Source organism: Streptomyces sp. AC512_CC834 (assembly GCF_019049325.1).
GTDB lineage: Bacteria > Actinomycetota > Actinomycetes > Streptomycetales > Streptomycetaceae > Streptomyces.
In genome coordinates this window covers 1-16691 of sequence record NZ_JAGMUO010000040.1, presented here as the reverse complement: position 1 = coordinate 16691, position 16691 = coordinate 1, and the positions used below count along the sequence as shown (strand labels likewise).

Sequence of the window (16691 nt, the reverse complement as noted above, 5' to 3'; positions counted from 1 at the left end):
GTCCAGGTGGACGCCGAGCGCGTGGCCCGCCTCGGGCACCAGGCGCAGCAGCGTGCGCGGCTTGCCGCCGGTGGACGCGCGGCGTCCGGCCTCGGTGGCCAGGCCCTCGCGCCGCAGCCGGGCGGTGATCTTGCTGACCGCCTGCGGGGTGAGCCCGGTGCGCTCGGCGAGTTCCAGCCTGCTGATGCCCTCGGCACCGGCGGTGCGCAGCAGGTCGAGCACCAGGGCGGTGTTGTGGCTGCGCAGGGCGAGGAGATTGGCGCCCGCGCCGGTCCCGGTCCCGGTCCCGGACCGAGCCCCGGACCCAGCCCCAGCCCTGACCCCGGCCCCCGTACTTCCGCCGTTCGTCCTGTTCACGCCCCCCATTGTCCCCGGCGCTTGCACTTTGGCAACACCGTTGCGAAAGTAGGAGCCATGACAGGTACCCCTCCCGGCAATCCCCCTCTGCGCGTCGGCCTCGTCGGCTACGGCCTCGCGGGCTCCGTCTTCCACGCCCCGCTGATCGCCGCCACCGAGGGCCTGGCCCTGGACACGGTCGTCACCTCGAACCCGGAGCGGCAGCAGCAGGCCCGCGCCGAGTTCCCGGACGTACGGACCGTCGCCACGCCCGACGAGTTGTTCGACCGGGCCGGCGAGCTGGACCTGGTCGTCGTCGCGTCCCCGAACAAGACGCACGTACCGCTCGCGACGAGGGCCCTGGAGGCCGGTCTGCCGGTCGTGGTGGACAAGCCGGTGGCCGGGACGGCGGCCGAGGCGCGGGAGCTGGCGGCGCTGGCCGAGGAGCGCGGCCTGCTGCTGTCCGTCTTCCAGAACCGCCGCTGGGACAACGACTTCCGCACCCTCCGCAAGCTGCTCGCCGAGGACGCGCTGGGCGAGGTGTGGCGCTTCGAGTCCCGCTTCGAGCGCTGGCGGCCGAAGCCGAAGGGCGGCTGGCGCGAGTCCGGCGACCCGGCAGAGATCGGAGGTCTCCTGTACGACCTCGGCAGCCACGTCGTCGACCAGGCCCTCGTCCTCTTCGGCCCGGCCACGCAGGTCTACGCCGAGTCCGTCGTACGGCGTGCGGGCGCGGAGGCGGACGACGACACGTTCATCGCCCTCACGCACGCGAACGGCGTCCGCTCCCACCTCCACGTCTCCTCCACCGCCGCCCAGCTCGGCCCCCGTTTCCGAGTGCTGGGCTCGAAGGCCGGGTACGTCAAGCACGGCCTGGACCCGCAGGAGGCGGCGCTGCGCGAGGGCAGGCGGCCGGGCCCCGGCTGGGGCGAGGAGGACGAGTCGCTGTGGGGCCGGATCGGCTCCGGCGACTCCCCGCTGACCGGCGGCGGACGCGTGGAGGCGACACTCGCGGGCGACTACCCCGCGTACTACGCGGCGGTGGCGAAGGCCCTGCGCGAGGGCGGCCCGAACCCGGTGGACGCCCGGGAGGCGGCCGCCGCACTGGACGTACTGGAGGCGGCCCGCCGGTCCGCCCGCGACTCAGTGGTGGTGACCCTGTGAGCCCCGAGGCATCCGCACCGAAGACGCCGACGACACCCACCGTGGAGGAGCTGGAGGAGCAGGAACGTCGGCTGGTCTTCCGCCGGTTCACGAACGACGACGCGTGGGCGCTGGGCTCCCTGCTCGTCGAGCTGGCCCGGGAGCGTCAGGCGCCCGTCGCCATCGACATCCACCGCGCCGGCCGGCAGCTCTTCCGCGCCGCCCTGCCCGGCTCGACCCCCGACAACGACGCCTGGATCGACCGCAAGCGCCGCGTGGTGGAGCGGTACGGTTCCGCCTCGTACCTGGTCGGCTCGCGCTTCCGGGCCAAGGGCACGACCTTCGAGGAGTCCTCGCGGCTCGACCCCGACACGTACGCGGCGCACGGCGGCTCCTTCCCCGTCACCGTCGCCGACGTCGGTGTGGTCGGCGCGGTGACGGTGTCCGGCCTGCCGCAGGTGGAGGACCACCGGCTCGTGGTGGAGGCGCTGGAGCGGTTCCTGGGCGAGTAGGGCGAGTAGGGGAGTAGGGCGAGTAGTCCGATCGGCCCCGGGTCGGGTACTCGGGGAATCACCGGTGGGTACCTGTGGTTGGCAGGCAGACAGGTACGCAGGAAGATCACGAAGCCCACCGGAGGGATCGGAACCGATGAACGACGCGACGGCTTCCCTGAAGGAATCGGTCGGACGATACGGCGTCTGGAACGCGGTCCTGCGCGCCGAGGACCCCGAGCGTGCGGGCGAACGGGCCGAGGCCGCAGCCGAGTTGGAGCAGCTCGGCTACGGTGCCCTGTGGCTCGGCGGCAACAGCGCCGCCCGGCACGCCGCCCCGCTGATCGGGGCGACCTCGCGGATCGTGGTCGGCACCAGCATCCAGAGCATCTGGGAGCACGAGGCGTCCGAGGCCGCGGCGGGCTTCGCCGAGCTGGAGGTGTCCCACCCCGGCCGCTTCCTGCTCGGCCTCGGCGTGAGCCACGGCCCGCGCGTGGAGGGATACAGCCGCCCGTACTCGACGATGGTCGGCTACCTCGACGACCTGGACCGGGCGGGGATGCGCTCCGGCCACCGGGTGCTGGCCGCGCTCGGCCCGAAGATGCTGGACCTGTCCAGGGACCGGGCGGCGGGCGCCATCCCGTACCTGGTCACGCCCGAGCACACGGCGCAGGCCCGCGAGCGGCTCGGCGAGGGCCCGCTGCTGGCCCCGGAGTTCAAGGTCGTCCTCGACGCCGACCCGTCCCGCGCCCGCGCGACGGCCCGCGCCTACCTCGCCCGATACCTGGAACTGCCGAACTACACCAAGAACTTCCTCAACCTCGGCTTCACCGAAGCCGACGTCACCGGCGGCGGCAGCGACCGCCTCATCGACGCGGTCTTCGCCTGGGGCGACGAGACCACGATCCGCGCCCGCATCGACGCCTTCCACGCCGCGGGCGCCGACCACGTGGCCCTCCAGGTGGTGGAAGCCGACATGACCCGTCTCCCGAGGGAGGGCTGGCGCAGGCTCGCGTCACTCTTGGGCTGAGGGGCCCCGCAAAACCGGCCCTGCTCAGGGCTTGGCTCCGCGACGTGGGCGCGGAACGGGGAGTCCGGTACCGTCGGGGCCGGTCCGGTATCACGGGCGGTTACCGACGGACCACCAGATCTGCTGCGGTACGGTGCGCGCCACCTCGTCCAGATCGATGTCGCCGACCGAAAGCCAGCGTCGCGCCAGAGCGGTCACCGGGCCCAGGACGAGCGACTCGAGCACGGGCGCGGGCAGTGCCACGAGGTCGCCCGCCTCCCGACGGTTCCGAAGCCACGCGGCCAGTGGCGCCAGACGTGCCTCCTGGGAACCGCGAAGCTCACGGCCGCTCGCCATGGCTTCACTGTCCATCACAACGGAGTGTATGAGCCGGGCCGCGTCCGGATGATCCGCAACGAATTTCAGGTAGCCGCGGACCACGGCTTCGATGCCACAGCGGGTATCGTCACCGGCCCGCTCGAGCGCCGAGGTCAATTCCGCCAGAAGGCAGCCCAACCAGCGTTGCGCGACGGCGGCCAGCACGCCCTGGAGACTGCCGAAGTGATGGTAGACGCTGCCGGCGCTGACCCCGCTGGCGGAGGTCACGGCGCTCACCGTCACGCCGGTCTCGCCCGACACGGCATAGATGTCCAGGACGCAGTCGAGCACCTGCTCGACGGTGGCCGCGCCGCGTTGCTGCTTCGGGCCCATGAGTCAGACGTCCTCGCTCCCGGAGCCTGCCACTCGCTCCTGCCGGTGAGCGTAGCTCCCGTTTCAGCACAGGAGAGATTTCTAGAAATTTTTCTGGAACTGATTCCACTACACGCCATCTTGTCGCAGACTGAACGTGGCTGATCGCCCGTCAGATATTGCCTCCACACGGAGGCAAGGGCTTCGCAGACCAGTCGGCCCGGGCAACGAACCGCGCTGTTGGAACGATGGGAACGCAGCGGAACCGGAACGGAGGCGCTGTGACGGAGGGGTCCACCGCAGGCGGCATGGGACTCGTCGCATTGGCGGGCGAGGAGCGGAGACTGGGTCCCTACCGCCTGCTGGGTCAGTTGGCCACCGGCGGAATGGGGCTGATCTATCTGGGGCGGGACGTGGAAACGGGCCGCCTGGCCGCGCTGAAGACGGTGTTGGCGCCCGGCGGGGTCAGTGACGAGGCGCGTCGACGATTCCGTCGCGAGGTCTCCCTCGCCGCGCGTGTCAGCAGCGACCGCACGGCCCGGGTGCTGGACTCCGACGCCGAGGCGGCCAGGCCGTGGATGGCGATGGAATACGTACCGGCGCCCTCGCTGGAGGCGCTGGTCGTGCAGCGGGGAGCGCTGGACGGGGCCGGCGGAGTGCGCCATGTGGGCCGGGGCGTGGCCGAGGCTCTGGTCGAACTGCACGGCAAGAAGATCGTGCATCGCGACGTGAAGCCACTCAACGTGCTGCTCACCGCCGCTGGGCCCAAGGTCATCGACTTCGGCATCTCCCATGCCGGCGACCTGACCAGTACCCGCCTCACCTTGGGCACCATCGCGTTCGCCGCACCGGAGCAGGCCGAGGGGCAGTCCTGCACCCCGGCCTCCGACGTCTACTCGCTCGGCGTCACTCTCTCCTACATCGCCTGCGGACGACTCCCCTACCCGTACACCACGGAACCGCTGCAGCAGCTCAACTACGTTCGGCAGGCCGACATCGACCTCGCCGGTCTGCCCGACGGCCTCACCGGTCCCATCGGCGCCTGTCTGTCCCGCGACCCGGCCGAGCGGCCCACTGCCCGGGAGCTGGTCCAGTCGTTGTCAGGCGGCACCGAACCGCTGCCACCCGACTGGGACCTCCTGATCACCTCCTACGCCCGGGAAGGCCGACGCCTGGAGCACGCCACCGATCTCTCCGAGGCCGAGACCCTGGTCCGCGACTGGACCACGCCTCGCACCCGCGTCCTCACCGAAGCTCCCGAAGCTCCCGAAGCTCCCGACGGCAACGGCACGAGCAGCAGACGGGCGGCGAAGCCCGAGGCCGAGCACAAGACCGACTCAACGGCCGATTCCGGGGAAACGAAGACGCCAACGTCGGAGAAGTCCGGGCCGACCGTCGGCTCGATAGTCGGAACGATTGTCATCATTGTCGCGTGGGCGGTGTACTTCTTCGGTTGGGACGCCGTGTCCGCCGCCCTGTTCTAAGGCGTGGTTGAGATGTCGATCTCCGCTGCGGAACGATCTTCGGGTGGCTCGTGGAGATCTGACGGGCGAACAGTGGGTGTGTCTGGAGGCGGTGTTGCCTCCGTTGCCGGTGATGGGTCGCAAGCCGCGGGATCGACGGCAGGTCTTCGACGGGATCTGGTGGCGGGCGAGGACCGGTTCTCCCTGGCGGGATCTGCCCGAGCGATACGGTCCATGGGAGACGGCGTACTCGGCGCGTCGCGAGGATCAGCCGCAAGGAGCATGCGGGCGTCCGGGATCGAAGGAGTCCGGATGCGCCGCCGGCACCGCACCACCGTCCCCGACTCAGCAGCGGCCAAGGCGCCGGACCTGATCGGCCGCGACTTCAGCGCCGAGAGGCCCAACACGAAGTACGTCGGCGACATCACCTACCTGCCTGTCGACGGCGGGAAGTTCTGCTACCTGGCGACCGTCATCGACCTCGTATCGCGCCATCTGGTCGGCTGGGCGATCGCCGACCACATGCGCGCGGACCTCGTCACCGACGCCCTGGCCGGATCGATCCGAACCCGTGGCAGTCTCGCCGGATCGATCACGCACACCGATCACTCGCCCAGTACACGAGCAGGGCCTTCGCCGAAGCATGTAGGTCAGCAGGAGTTCGGCGAGGCATGAGCGCGGTCGGGTCCAGTGCGGACAACGCACTCGCCGAGTCCTTCAACGCGACCTTCAAACGCGAACCCTGCAAGGACGAAAGAGCCGGCCCAACGAGCGCGAGGCCCCGATTCGACGCCTTCAGATGGCTCCACCGCTGCAACACCCGACGCCGACACTCCCGCCTCGGACTACGATCACCGATCGCCTTCGAGAACGCCCTCCATCTCACACCAACCACGCTGAACCAGCCGCATAACCCACGATTAACCAGCACGACCACCGCACCGCTCCCTGATCCAGCACCACCCACCAGACACGCTCTGACCGACGCCTCGCCCCCAGGACACCTCATGCTCCGTACCGCTTTACGTAATGTCTTCGCGCACAAGGCCCGGCTGCTGATGACCGTGCTCGCCGTGCTGCTCGGCGTGGCCTTCGTCTCCGGCACCCTGGTCTTCACCTCGACCGTCTCCGAAGCCTTCCAGAAGAGTTCGCAGAAGGGCTACGCCGACGTCGACGTCTCCATACATCAGAGCTACAGCGACACGCCCGAGGGAAGCCCCCCAGGCCCCGCCCCCGCGCCGATCACCCAGCGGACCCTCGACAGGGCCACGCAACTGCCCGGCGCCAAGTCGGCCATCGGTATCGTCTCCGGCCCCGCCGCGGTCTCCGACCAGGACGGCAAGCTCATCGGCGACGGCTTCTCCAATGTCGGTGCCAACTACTACGCGGGGGAGGACGGCAAAGGCAGCGACCCCCGTTACCCGATGAAGGCCGGCAAGGCGCCGCGCGCCCCCGGACAGATCGCGCTGGACTCCGGGACCGCAGAGCGTGGCGGCTACAAGGTCGGCGATACCGTGCGGATGTCGATCGAGGGGCCCGTGCACGAGGAGAAGGTCACCGGCGTCTTCACCACCGACAACGGCAGCGTCGCCGCGGGGGGCTCCCTCATCCTCTTCGACACCGACACAGCGCAGAAGCTGTTCGCCAAGCCCGGTGAGTACACCGAGATCCACATCGCCGCCGAGCAGGGTGTCTCGGAGGAAGCGCTCAAGCAGCAGGCCGAGAAGATCCTGCCCGAGAGGGCCGAGGCCATCACGAGTGAGGAGCTCGCCGAAGACGAGGCGAAGGCGATCACCTCCGGCATGGACAGCATGAAGATCAGTTTGCTGGCCTTCGCGGGGATCGCGCTGTTCGTCGGCGCCTTCATCATCGCCAACACCTTCACCATGCTCGTCGCGCAGCGCACGAAGGAGCTGGCGCTGCTGCGGGCGGTGGGCGCCAGCCGCAGTCAGGTGACGTGCTCCGTACTTGTCGAGGCGTTCGCCGTGGGCGCCGTCGCGGGGCTCGCCGGTTTGGCGGCCGGTATCGGTATCGGCGCCGGACTGCGCTCCCTGGTCGGCACCATGGGCTCCGTGCCCTCGGGCCCGCTGGTGATCGAGGGCTCGACGGTGGTCGCCTCACTGGCCATGGGCATCATCGTCACCGTGCTCGCCGCCTGGCTGCCCGCGCTCCGGGCGTCGCGGATCCCGCCGGTGGCGGCGATGGACAACGTCCACGCTGCGGCGAGCCCACGCTCGTTGGTCGTGCGGAACACCATCGGCGCCCTCCTCACCGGTGCGGGCGCCGCGCTGGTGCTGCCGGCCACCTCGATGGAGGACGGCATGGCCCCGATGGGGCTGGGCGCCGTGCTGCTGCTGATCGGTGTCTTCGTACTGACGCCGCTGCTGTCGCGCCATATGATCGCCGCCGCAGCGCCCGTACTGCGCCTGTTCCACGTGAGCGGCGAGCTGGCCCACCAAAACGCTGTGCGCAACCCGCGCCGTACGGCGGCGACCGCCTCCGCGCTGATGATCGGCCTCACTCTCATCACCGGGCTCACGGTGATCGCGGGCGGCGTCCAGCAGGCCGTCGAGAAGTTGGCAGCAGGTTCCCTCAAGGCCGACTACACGGTCTCGATGGCCGGCCACACCGAGCTGCCACCCCAGGTGGAGAAGAAGCTCTCCGCGATGGACGAGGTCACCACGACCTCCCCCCTGCGCAATGCGACGGCGGACATCGGCGGCGTCGCCGCGTCCTTGACCGGCGTCAACGGCGCCACCATCGGCAAGCTCACCGCGCCCGACTTCCAGCAGGGCGGCTGGGCCGGGCTCAGCGACGGCAAGAAGATCGTGGTCGACACGGAGACCGCCAAGTCACAGGGGTGGAAGGTCGGTTCGTCCTTCGAGATGACCTACGGCGACGGCGAGAAGGGCCGCTTCTCCGTCGGTGGCGTCTACGAGCGCGACGCGACGTTGGACGGCATCGTCGTCGACAACTCGGCCATTTCCTCGCACATGTCCAAGGTCGCCGACATGCAGGTCCTCGCGAAGACGGAGAGCGGCGCGGGCGCCGAGGTCAAGGACGCGCTGAACAAGCAGCTCGGGGACAACCCCGCCATCCTCGTCCAGGACAAGGAAGATGTCGCCGAGGATGCCTCACAGACGATCGACGTCCTGCTGAACATGGTCTACGGGCTGCTCGCGATGGCGGTCGTCGTGGCCGTGCTCGGCGTGATCAACACGCTGGCCATGTCGGTCTTCGACCGCGGCCAGGAGATCGGGATGCTGCGCGCCATCGGCCTCGACCGGCGCGCTGTCAAGCGGATGGTGCGGCTGGAATCGCTGGTCATCTCGCTCAACAGCGGGGTGCTCGGCATCGGGCTCGGCGTCTTCTTGGGCTGGGCCGCCGGTGAGCTGATCACCGGCTTGGGACTGGACACGTACACACTCGTCGTCCCCTGGGGCAGGCTCGGCATCTTCCTCGCCCTCGCCGCCCTGGTCGGCGTCCTCGCCGCCTCCTGGCCCGCACACCGCGCGGCCCGCCTCGACATGCTGGCCGCGATCAAGAAGGAGTAACCCGCGCGGTGCGCCGGGCGGCGTGCACCTGCGGTCCTACCAGGCCCCCTTGAGCTCCTGCCGCTGCCGACCGAGCCCCTCGACCTCCAGCTCGACCACGTCCCCCGCCCTCAGATACGGCTTCGGCTCCGGCTGACCCATCGCCACCCCCGCCGGCGTCCCCGTGTTGATGACGTCACCGGGGCGCAGCACCATGAACTGGCTGACGTAGCGCACGACCTCACCCACGGGGAAGATCTGCTCCGCGGTCGTCCCGTCCTGCTTCAGCTCGCCGTTGACCCACAGGCGCAGCGAGAGCCGCTGCGGGTCGGGTACCTCGTCGGCGGTGACCAGCCACGGGCCCAGCGGGTTGAACGTCTCGCAGTTCTTGCCCTTGTCCCAGGTCCCGCCGCGCTCGATCTGGAACTCCCGCTCGGACACGTCGTGCGCGACCGCGTACCCGGCGACGCACGCGAGCCCCTCCTCCGCCGACTCCAGGTAGCGGGCCGTACGCCCGATCACGACCGCCAGCTCCACCTCCCAGTCGGTCTTGACCGAGCCGCGCGGCACGAGCACGGTGTCGTGCGGTCCGACCACCGTGTCCGGCGCCTTGAAGAAGACGACGGGCTCGGCGGGCGGCTCGGCCCCGGTCTCGCGGGCGTGGTCGTGGTAGTTCAGCCCGATGCACACGACCTTGCCGATGCGTCCCACCGGCGGCCCGTACCGCAGGCCGCCGTCCAGGGCGGGCAGTTCACCGGCGTCGGCGGCGGACCGTACCCGGTCGAGCGCACTCTCGTCGGCGAGCAGTGCGCCGTCGATGTCCGTCACGACGCCCGACAGGTCTCGCAGGGTCCCGCCGGCGTCGAGCAGCGCGGGCCGCTCGGACCCCGCCGTACCGACTCGCAGCAGCTTCATGATCCCCAACTCCTCGGTCTCGGGCAGCCCGCCCGATGAGGTGCGACCTGGGTGCGGCCAGTGCCGCGACACCCGTCGGAGGACTGGTCGATCGTCCAAGGTCGGGGTCCACTCCGCAATACCCCGTTCACGTACTGGACCGTAGCCGTAGCCTCACCAGCCTCCTCACCAGCCTCCTCACCGGTACAGGACGGCCCGTTCCACGGCGCTCCACGTCGTGCTGGTGACGACGTACAGCGCGGCGGCCAGCGGCACCACGGCCACGGTGACGAGCGTGAAGAAGGACATGAACGGCATGACCCTGCTGATCGCGCCCAGTCCCGGCACCTGCTGCCCGTCGGCGGCGGGCAGCGCCGGACGCTCGGTCATCGTCCGCCGGGTGATCCGGTAGCTGAAGAAGGCCACCCCCGCGACGAGCACGAACAGCGCGGCGTACACGAGCCCGGCGCCCCCGAACGGCCCGGCGTCGCCGAGCGCGTCGGCCCAGCGTCCGCCGAGCGGGGCGGCCAGGAGCCGGTGCGAGAGCAGCGCGTTGGCCTCGCCGCCGATCGAGGAGCTGGAGAACAGGTGGTAGAGGAGGAAGAAGGCGGGGATCTGGCACAGGCTGGGCAGGCAGCCCGACAGCGGGGACACCTTCTCCTCGGTGTGCAGTTCGAGTACGGCCCGCTGGAGTTTCTCGGGGTTCTTCGCGTGCTTGCGGCGCAGTTCGGCGATCCGCGGCTGGAGTTCGGTGCGGGCCTTCTGCCCGCGGGCGGCGGCCCGGGACAGGGGGTGTACGAGGAGCCGTACGAGGGCGGTGAACAGGACGATGGCGGCGGCCGCGGCCGAGGCGCCGAACAGGGGCTGGAGCAGGTCGGCGAGTTGCTCGACCAGGCTGGCGAAGACGGACATGAGTGGGTGAGCCCTCCGAGGGTCTCGTCGTGCCGGGCAAGGGGATTGCGGCATGACGACACACCCCGCGCAGGGTGGTGAAGCAGCGGTGCAGCGGTGCAGCGGTGCCCTACGCGGTGGTCGCCGGGAGGGCGTGTCCGGGCGCTCGGGGCCGGCGGCGGCCGCGGGCGTCGGGATCGCGTTGGGGCAGGAAGGCCGTACGCAGGTCCCGGTCCCTGATGGCCGTACGCACCCGGGTGCGCGGCACGGCGGGCGCGCAGCGTGCGGCGATGACGGCGCAGACGGCGAGCGCGGAACCGACGGCGGCGGTCGCGGCGAGCGCGACGGTCGCGGAGAGGCTGCCGACGTCGAGGAGCGCGACGGGGAGGAGGACCAGGAGCAGCACGAGAAGGGGACGCGGGACGGCCCGGTGGTGCTGGGTCATGGGCGGCATCGGCGGCTCCCCTCCTCTCGCACGCGCGTTTGCCCCAGTTATACAGGACGCGGCGCGGCACCCTGCTCGGTCTCGATCGGCTGGAGCAGCCGCCGGGGACCGAGCAGCGCCCGGCTGACCGGGTCCGCGGGGTCGGGGTCGAGTCCGGGGCCCGGCCGCACCTCGACGTCGCGGACGGCGACGAGGGTCCCGCAGGCGGGGCAGGCACCGTAGGGGGTGAGTTCGGTGCGGCAGTCGGCGTGCCAGTAGGTGCGCAGCGGCTCGCCGCCGAGCTGCTCGCGCCCCCAGATGCCGAGCGCCCGCAGGGCGGGCCACAGGGCGATGCCGCGGTCGGTGAGGACGTACTCGTCCCGGGGCGGCGACTCCTGGTACCTGCGCTTGTCCAGGAGCCCCTCGGCGGTGAGCGCCTGGAGGCGGTTGGCCAGGACGGCGCGCGGGATGCCGAGGTGGACGAGGAAGTCGTTGTAGCGCCGGACGCCGTAGAGCGCGTCGCGGATCACCAGCAGCGTCCACCGCTCGCCGACGACCTCCAGCGCGCGGGCGATCGAGCACTCCTGCGTCGCGTAGTCCTTGCCCAGTGCCATGGCGTCCACTGTAGCCACCTTTCCCCGCTCGGTTCATTCACCGAACTGATGATGCTAAGTTGGGCCGCCTCGAGTCAGTTCATTGACCGAACCAACCTGGAGCGGACAGCCAGCCATGACCGACACCGGCACGGATTCCCCGACCACCCCGACCACCGCGGCCACCCCCACCACCGCGACACCGGCACCCCCGGCCGACGACACCACGGAACGGGCCTCGCCGCCCCCGCACCCCGGCCGGACCCTCGCGCTGACCAGCGCCGCGACCGCCGTGGCCCTGATGACGTACGCCGCGCCGGCGGTCACGCTCCCCGAGACGGCCGCCGACCTGCACACCCCGCTGTCCGCGCAGGCCTGGCTGCTGAACGGCACCCCGCTCGGCCTGGCCGCCGTGCTCCTGGTGGCCGGCAGCCTGGCCGACGACTACGGGCGCCGCCGGATCTTCGTCTCCGGCACGCTGGCCCTCGGCGTCACCACCGTCCTCGGTGCCTTCGCGTCCACGACGTGGCTGTTCACGCTGGCCCGCATCGCGCAGGGCGCGGCGAGCGCGGCGCTGCTGGCCAGCAGCCTCGGCCTGCTCGTGCACGCCTTCCCGACCCCGGCCGGACGGCTGCGCGCGACCGGCGTGTGGGGTGCCTTCGTGAGCGGCGGGATAGCCGTGGGCCCGCTGCTGGTCGGGGCGATCCCCGACTGGCGGGTGTCGTACGGCGTGCTCGGCGCGGCCGCGCTGGTGGTGGCGGGCCTCGGCGCGCGGGCGTTGTCGGAGTCGCGCTCACCGCGGGCGGGCCGGCCGGACTTCGCCGGGGCGGTGACGTTCGGACCGGCGCTGGTCGCGCTGGTGGCGGCGCTGACGCTGGGGCGGGACGGGTGGCTGCGGGCGCCGGTGGCGCTGCTGCTGGCGGCGGCCGTACTCCTCGGCGCCCTGTTCGTCGTACTGGAGCGCCGCGCGGCCACCCCGATGATCGACCTGTCCCTGCTGCGCAGCCCGCGCTTCCTGGCGTCCTCCGCGGGCGGTCTGTTCACGGGCCTGTCGGTGATCGGCCTGTTCAGCTTCCTGCCGACGGTGCTGCAGCGGGCGCTCGGCCTGTCCCCCATGGAGACGGCCCTGCTCTCCCTCGTCTGGGCCGGTCTCGCCTTCGCGGTGGCCCTCCAGGCCCGCCGCGTCGCCCACCGTGTGTCCCCGCGCCACCAGTTGGCCGTCGGTTTCGCCCTGCACGCGGTCGGTGTCCTGACCATGCTCGGGGCGGTCGGCGCGGGTTCCTGGGTCCGCCTGCTGCCCGGTCTGGTCCTGGCCGGCGTCGGCAGCGGCCTGCTGAACGCCGCGCTGCCGCTGCTCGCGGTGGAGTCGGTACCGGCGGCCCGGGCGGCGATGGGCTCGGGCGCGCAGCAGACGTTCCGGTACATCGGCTCGTGCGCCGGCGTCGCCCTGACGATCGCGATCGCGACGTCGGCGGGGAGCCCGGGGGCGGGCACGGACGTGGCGCTGTGGGTGTCGGCGGGGCTGGCCGTGGTGGCGGGAGTGCTGGTGGGGGCGTTGCGGGAGCGGCACTGAGCCCCCGCGAGCCGATGCGGGCCTCGGCGACGCCGATCCCCCGGGCTCCGGCCGGCGGATGGCTGACCCTGGTCACCTCGCGGCAGTACGGTGTCCCCCATGCGCCCCGACACGCCCGCCGAAAACGTCGACCACGCCGCCGAAGCGGCCCGCCTGGAACGAACCTCCGGCCTCTATCCCGAGGACGCCGAGGCCCTGCTCCTGCGCGCCGCGGCCCACTTGGAGCTGTCCGGCGACCGCCCCGCCGCGACCAGGCTCTACGACCGCCTGCTGTCCTCCGCCGCCACCGGCTCCCCCGGGCTGGAGAACCCGTCCCTGGTGCGCGCCCTGAAGGCGTCGAACCTCTGGGAGTACGACCACGAGGCGGAGGCCCGGGCGATCATCGACGGTGTCCGTGCGGCGTCGCCGCGCGATCCCGCGCCGTGGGTGATCGTGGCCGAGGCCCTGGAGTCCCACGACGAGTTGGAGGCGGCGCACGAGACGTTCACGGAGGGCGCCCGCCTGCTCCTGACGGACGTGCCGGAACCGCCGTACTCGACGCATCCCCTCCTCTACGGCCGTCACCGGGTCCGCCGGATGCTGGGCCTGGCCCACGACGAGTGGGACGCCCTGGCCGACACCCTCCACACCATGCCGGTCTCCCTGGACGAGCTGCACGACCCCAAGCGGGTCTGGTCCCTGGGTTCGGACGACCCGGCGGACCTGGAGGCGGAGATCTCCCGCCTGCGCGCCGAGCTGGGCGCGTACCGCGAGGCGCTCTCCCGCCCGTTCCCGGTGGCGATGCTGCACTGGCCGGCCGACGAACTGACGGAGCTGCTCCAGGCGTATCCGCCGCTGGCCGCCGAGTACCCCTCGTACGAGGAGCACCTGGCGACGATAGAGGCGGCCCTGCGCGAACTCGCGTCGTCGGGCACGCCGAACCTGGGCGTGGTCCCGGGCACCGTCCCGTCCTACGAGGCCTTCGCGGCGTCGGAGGGCGCGTCCCCGGCCGACCCGGCCCTGCTGCCGCAGTACGCGACGACCCTGGCGGCCCGGGGGCGTGCGGTGGCGTGGCCGCCGCAGCGCGGGGCGGTGTGCTGGTGCGGCTCGCAGCGGGCGTACGGGGAGTGCCACGGCCGGGAATAGCCGGGAATAGCTTGGAACAGCCGTCGCGGTGAACCGATGAGTTCCCGCCCCGGCGGACGTCTACAAGGTGCGACAGCGTGACGAACCGAACCCACGAAGAGCGCGAGGCCCCGAGCCCCGCCGAACCGAGGAGACAGGACGACATGAGCACCGAGCAGAACACCGCGGCGGAGAACGGCTTCTCCTACACCCTGACCCGCACCCTGGACGCCCCCGCGGCGCGGGTCTGGCAGGCCTGGACCACCCCCGACCAGTACGCCCAGTGGGCCTACGCGATCCCCGGCACCGTCGAGATGGACGTCCGCCCGGGCGGCCTCTGGAAGGCCACGATGCGCACCCCGGAGGGCGCCGAGTTCCCCCTGACGGGCTCCTACATCGAGGTCGCCGAGCACCGCCGGCTGACCATCGGCATGGACGTCCCGGGCCGCCCGGAACCGTCGACGATGGGCGTGGAACTCACGGAGGAGGGCCCCCGCAACACCGTGATCGTCCTCAGCCAGACCTGCGACACGGCGGAGGAACGCGACATGGCGGAGCAGGGCAGCGGAATGCTGCTGGACGGCCTGACGGGCTTCCTCGCGGACGGACCGAAGGCCTGACCACCTCCCCCCTCTCCCCCTCTCCCCCGGGCGACATCCCGGCCCGGCCCCTGGGAGGCCGCGGTCGCCCGGCCGTTCAGAGGAGGGCGCCGCCGGAGACCTCGATGCGCTGGGCGGTGACCCAGCGCAGACCCTCGGAGGCCAGCGTGGCGATGGCGTCGCCGATCTCCTCAGGTTCGCCGACGCGGCCGAGCGCGGTCTGTCCGGCGAGAACCTGGCGCGTCCCGGCGTCGTCCCGCATCGCTCCACCGTTGAAATCGGTGGCGGTCGGCCCCGGGGCGATGGAGTTGACCCGGATTTCGCGCGGGCCGAGTTCCGCGGCGAGGGTACGGCTCAGGGCTTCGACGGCGGCCTTCGAGGCGGAGTAGACCGAGGTGGCGGCGCTGGTGTGGCGGGTCAGTGACGTCGAGACGTTGATGACGCGGCCGCCTCGGGCCAGCAGCGGCACAAGTGCCTGGACGAGGAAGAACGTGCCCCGGACGTTGGTGCCCATCACCGTGTCGAAGTCGTCGACCGTGACGTCCTCCAGCGGTCCGAAGATCCCCACTCCCGCGTTGTTGACCAGGATGTCGAGCCGCGACGTACCCCAGCGCTCCAACTGCTCGCTCAGTTCGGAGGTGAAGGACGCGAAGGAGGAGACGTCGCTGATGTCGAGCCGGAGAACAGCGGCAGTCCCACCCACCGCCCGCACCTGTTCCACCGTCTCCTCGGCCCCGGCCGCATCACCGCGGTGGGTGACCAGGACCCGCACCCCACGTGTGGCCAGAGCGATGGCCGCGCCACGTCCGAGGCCGCGATTCGCACCGGTCACCAAGGCGGTCTTGTCGATCGTCATGAACTGTTCCTCCACCGCGCGGCTACCGGGAATCCACCCCGGCGCCACAGATGCGATGCGAGTCACTCGACTCGCCTTACCCTCACACCGTAAGTAGGATCATTGAGGCGAGTCAAGTGACTCGCCTCGGGTCTGCGGCATACTGCCCGCATGGCAGCAGAACTCTCCGCACACCACCGCAGACTCGCCCAGCAGAAACGCGAGGCGATCACCACCGCAGCCACAGAACTGTTCCTGGATCGCGGTTACGACGGCACCTCACTGGCCCGGATCGCCGAAGCGGCCGGGGTCTCGAAGTCCACCCTGTTCAAGCGATTCCCCACCAAGGCGGCCCTCTTCGAGGCCATCGTCACCGAGTCCTGGCAGCGTGACGCCGGCGACGCTGCCGCACGGCCACAGACCGGAGATCTGCGCTCCGGACTGACAACCATCGGCCACCGCTATGCCGACCTGGTCGGCCGACCCGGCATGACAGCCCTGTTCCGGATCGTCATCGCCGAACTGCCCCGTTTCCCCGAACTGGGACGGATGCAGTTCCAGCTCGGCAAGCTGCCCTACTTCAACTCCGTCCAGCACTACTTGGAATCCGAGCACGAGGCGGGCAACGCCGACGTCCCGGACGCCGTGAGCGCCGCGAACCAGTTCCTCGGCATGATCGCCAACTACGTCCTGTGGCCCCGCATGCTGCTGACCGACTGGAACCCCGCAGCCTCCGACATCCATGACGCCGTCGAACAGGCCGTCCAGACCATGCTCGCCAGATACGCCCCGACCCGCCGGCCCGACCCGAAGCCGGAACGTTGACACCGGCACGCCGGCATCACCAGCAGCCTCATCTGCTACCGCAGGGTTCGTGCCAACCAGAGTCGCCGGACTCAGATGTTCGCGGGTCCATAGCGCAGGACCCCGCCACGCGGCAGCAGAAGTCCCATACCGCGTTCCTTGGGCAACTCGCCCGCCAGCATGGAGGCGTCAGCGCCTCCGGAGACCATCCAGCCGTGTCGGCGTCGCTTGAACCGTGACCCTCTGACGGCGGATCAAAACTGACTCACTTCGTGGCATCCATACGAACCTGATCTTGAGTGGAGATCGGGA

General features: G+C 71.1%; 17 protein-coding genes and 2 pseudogenes. 12 read left to right on the top strand and 7 right to left on the bottom strand.

Annotated elements, in window-relative coordinates; genetic code table 11:
• Window positions 1–141 precede the first annotated feature (141 nt).
• Window positions 142–366 (bottom strand): annotated as a pseudogene (locus tag KUM40_RS41375) (ROK family transcriptional regulator); the annotation flags it as partial.
• A gap of 48 nt (window positions 367–414) precedes the next feature.
• Here KUM40_RS41375 and KUM40_RS16890 point away from each other — a divergent pair.
• The 3 genes from KUM40_RS16890 to KUM40_RS16880 all read left to right on the top strand — a co-directional run bounded on the left by KUM40_RS16890 (window position 415) and on the right by KUM40_RS16880 (window position 2997).
• The gene (locus KUM40_RS16890) at window positions 415–1497 is read left to right on the top strand and encodes a Gfo/Idh/MocA family oxidoreductase (protein WP_217166800.1); all 1083 of its coding nucleotides are present in this window, start codon (window positions 415–417) and stop codon (window positions 1495–1497) included.
• Window positions 1494–1988: a heme-degrading domain-containing protein gene (locus KUM40_RS16885; RefSeq protein WP_217166799.1), complete on the top strand. Its 495-nt coding sequence runs from the start codon at window positions 1494–1496 to the stop codon at window positions 1986–1988. The genes KUM40_RS16890 and KUM40_RS16885 overlap by 4 nt, the downstream gene beginning before the upstream one ends.
• A 136-nt stretch (window positions 1989–2124) precedes the next feature.
• Window positions 2125–2997 (top strand): LLM class F420-dependent oxidoreductase, encoded by an 873-nt coding sequence (locus tag KUM40_RS16880; RefSeq protein ID WP_217166798.1) that lies wholly within the window; start codon window positions 2125–2127, stop codon window positions 2995–2997.
• A gap of 90 nt (window positions 2998–3087) precedes the next feature.
• On the opposite strand, the gene KUM40_RS16875 is transcribed toward KUM40_RS16880, so the two are convergent.
• Complete coding sequence (locus tag KUM40_RS16875) at window positions 3088–3687, bottom strand: TetR/AcrR family transcriptional regulator (protein WP_217166797.1); 600 nt, start codon at window positions 3685–3687, stop codon at window positions 3088–3090.
• 287 nt (window positions 3688–3974) lie between these two features.
• Here KUM40_RS16875 and KUM40_RS16870 point away from each other — a divergent pair, with 287 nt between their 5' ends.
• The 5 genes and pseudogenes from KUM40_RS16870 (at window position 3975) to KUM40_RS16855 (ending at window position 8683) form a co-directional block, all read left to right on the top strand.
• On the top strand, window positions 3975–5150 hold the full coding sequence (locus KUM40_RS16870) for a serine/threonine-protein kinase (protein WP_217166796.1): 1176 nt from the start codon (window positions 3975–3977) through the stop codon (window positions 5148–5150).
• 43 nt (window positions 5151–5193) lie between these two features.
• On the top strand, window positions 5194–5502 hold the full coding sequence (locus KUM40_RS42140; RefSeq protein WP_217166795.1) for a transposase: 309 nt from the start codon (window positions 5194–5196) through the stop codon (window positions 5500–5502).
• On the top strand, window positions 5442–5804 hold the full coding sequence (locus tag KUM40_RS16860; protein WP_217166794.1) for a DDE-type integrase/transposase/recombinase: 363 nt from the start codon (window positions 5442–5444) through the stop codon (window positions 5802–5804). Before KUM40_RS42140 ends, KUM40_RS16860 begins: the two co-directional genes overlap by 61 nt.
• Window positions 5801–5926 (top strand): annotated as a pseudogene (locus KUM40_RS42675) (hypothetical protein); the annotation flags it as partial. The gene KUM40_RS16860 and the pseudogene KUM40_RS42675, both read left to right, overlap by 4 nt.
• A 210-nt stretch (window positions 5927–6136) precedes the next feature.
• Window positions 6137–8683, top strand: a complete 2547-nt coding sequence (locus KUM40_RS16855) for an ABC transporter permease (protein WP_254395229.1) — start codon at window positions 6137–6139, stop codon at window positions 8681–8683.
• A gap of 36 nt (window positions 8684–8719) precedes the next feature.
• Here the strand turns inward: KUM40_RS16855 and KUM40_RS16850 are convergent, their stop codons facing one another.
• The 4 genes from KUM40_RS16850 to KUM40_RS16835 form a co-directional block, all read right to left on the bottom strand.
• Window positions 8720–9577 (bottom strand): fumarylacetoacetate hydrolase family protein, encoded by an 858-nt coding sequence (locus KUM40_RS16850; protein ID WP_217166792.1) that lies wholly within the window; start codon window positions 9575–9577, stop codon window positions 8720–8722.
• A gap of 177 nt (window positions 9578–9754) precedes the next feature.
• Window positions 9755–10468 carry a YidC/Oxa1 family membrane protein insertase gene (locus tag KUM40_RS16845; protein ID WP_217166791.1) on the bottom strand — a complete coding sequence of 238 codons (714 nt, stop codon included), beginning with the start codon at window positions 10466–10468 and terminating at the stop codon, window positions 9755–9757.
• Window positions 10469–10577: 109 nt separating this feature from the next.
• Entirely contained in the window at window positions 10578–10901 is a 324-nt protein-coding gene (locus KUM40_RS16840; RefSeq protein WP_374227388.1) for a DUF6412 domain-containing protein, read from the bottom strand.
• Window positions 10902–10939: 38 nt separating this feature from the next.
• Window positions 10940–11485 (bottom strand): helix-turn-helix domain-containing protein, encoded by a 546-nt coding sequence (locus tag KUM40_RS16835; RefSeq protein ID WP_217166790.1) that lies wholly within the window; start codon window positions 11483–11485, stop codon window positions 10940–10942.
• A gap of 115 nt (window positions 11486–11600) precedes the next feature.
• Here KUM40_RS16835 and KUM40_RS16830 point away from each other — a divergent pair, with 115 nt between their 5' ends.
• From KUM40_RS16830 to KUM40_RS16820, 3 genes are all read left to right on the top strand, one after another.
• Window positions 11601–13037 carry an MFS transporter gene (locus KUM40_RS16830; protein WP_217166789.1) on the top strand — a complete coding sequence of 479 codons (1437 nt, stop codon included), beginning with the start codon at window positions 11601–11603 and terminating at the stop codon, window positions 13035–13037.
• Window positions 13038–13136: 99 nt separating this feature from the next.
• Window positions 13137–14162 carry an SEC-C domain-containing protein gene (locus KUM40_RS16825; RefSeq protein ID WP_217166788.1) on the top strand — a complete coding sequence of 342 codons (1026 nt, stop codon included), beginning with the start codon at window positions 13137–13139 and terminating at the stop codon, window positions 14160–14162.
• 143 nt (window positions 14163–14305) lie between these two features.
• Window positions 14306–14761 carry an SRPBCC domain-containing protein gene (locus KUM40_RS16820; RefSeq protein ID WP_217166848.1) on the top strand — a complete coding sequence of 152 codons (456 nt, stop codon included), beginning with the start codon at window positions 14306–14308 and terminating at the stop codon, window positions 14759–14761.
• 76 nt (window positions 14762–14837) lie between these two features.
• Here the strand turns inward: KUM40_RS16820 and KUM40_RS16815 are convergent, their stop codons facing one another.
• On the bottom strand, window positions 14838–15596 hold the full coding sequence (locus KUM40_RS16815; RefSeq protein WP_217166787.1) for an SDR family NAD(P)-dependent oxidoreductase: 759 nt from the start codon (window positions 15594–15596) through the stop codon (window positions 14838–14840).
• Between the two features lie 150 nt (window positions 15597–15746).
• Here KUM40_RS16815 and KUM40_RS16810 point away from each other — a divergent pair, with 150 nt between their 5' ends.
• On the top strand, window positions 15747–16400 hold the full coding sequence (locus KUM40_RS16810; RefSeq protein WP_217166786.1) for a TetR/AcrR family transcriptional regulator: 654 nt from the start codon (window positions 15747–15749) through the stop codon (window positions 16398–16400).
• Window positions 16401–16691: the final 291 nt, after the last annotated feature.

Bases quoted from the DNA above. Each gene is read 5' to 3' on its own strand.
- KUM40_RS16890 (WP_217166800.1), top strand. From the start codon at position 415: ATGACAGGTACCCCTCCCGGCAATCCCCCTCTGCGCGTCGGCCTCGTC.
- KUM40_RS16880 (WP_217166798.1), top strand. From the start codon at position 2,125: ATGAACGACGCGACGGCTTCCCTGAAGGAATCGGTCGGACGATACGGC.
- KUM40_RS16875 (WP_217166797.1), bottom strand. From the start codon at position 3,687: ATGGGCCCGAAGCAGCAACGCGGCGCGGCCACCGTCGAGCAGGTGCTC.
- KUM40_RS16870 (WP_217166796.1), top strand. From the start codon at position 3,975: ATGGGACTCGTCGCATTGGCGGGCGAGGAGCGGAGACTGGGTCCCTAC.
- KUM40_RS16860 (WP_217166794.1), top strand. From the start codon at position 5,442: ATGCGCCGCCGGCACCGCACCACCGTCCCCGACTCAGCAGCGGCCAAG.
- KUM40_RS16855 (WP_254395229.1), top strand. From the start codon at position 6,137: ATGCTCCGTACCGCTTTACGTAATGTCTTCGCGCACAAGGCCCGGCTG.
- KUM40_RS16850 (WP_217166792.1), bottom strand. From the start codon at position 9,577: ATGAAGCTGCTGCGAGTCGGTACGGCGGGGTCCGAGCGGCCCGCGCTG.
- KUM40_RS16845 (WP_217166791.1), bottom strand. From the start codon at position 10,468: ATGTCCGTCTTCGCCAGCCTGGTCGAGCAACTCGCCGACCTGCTCCAG.
- KUM40_RS16840 (WP_374227388.1), bottom strand. From the start codon at position 10,901: ATGCCGCCCATGACCCAGCACCACCGGGCCGTCCCGCGTCCCCTTCTC.
- KUM40_RS16835 (WP_217166790.1), bottom strand. From the start codon at position 11,485: ATGGCACTGGGCAAGGACTACGCGACGCAGGAGTGCTCGATCGCCCGC.
- KUM40_RS16830 (WP_217166789.1), top strand. From the start codon at position 11,601: ATGACCGACACCGGCACGGATTCCCCGACCACCCCGACCACCGCGGCC.
- KUM40_RS16825 (WP_217166788.1), top strand. From the start codon at position 13,137: ATGCGCCCCGACACGCCCGCCGAAAACGTCGACCACGCCGCCGAAGCG.
- KUM40_RS16820 (WP_217166848.1), top strand. From the start codon at position 14,306: ATGAGCACCGAGCAGAACACCGCGGCGGAGAACGGCTTCTCCTACACC.
- KUM40_RS16815 (WP_217166787.1), bottom strand. From the start codon at position 15,596: ATGACGATCGACAAGACCGCCTTGGTGACCGGTGCGAATCGCGGCCTC.
- KUM40_RS16810 (WP_217166786.1), top strand. From the start codon at position 15,747: ATGGCAGCAGAACTCTCCGCACACCACCGCAGACTCGCCCAGCAGAAA.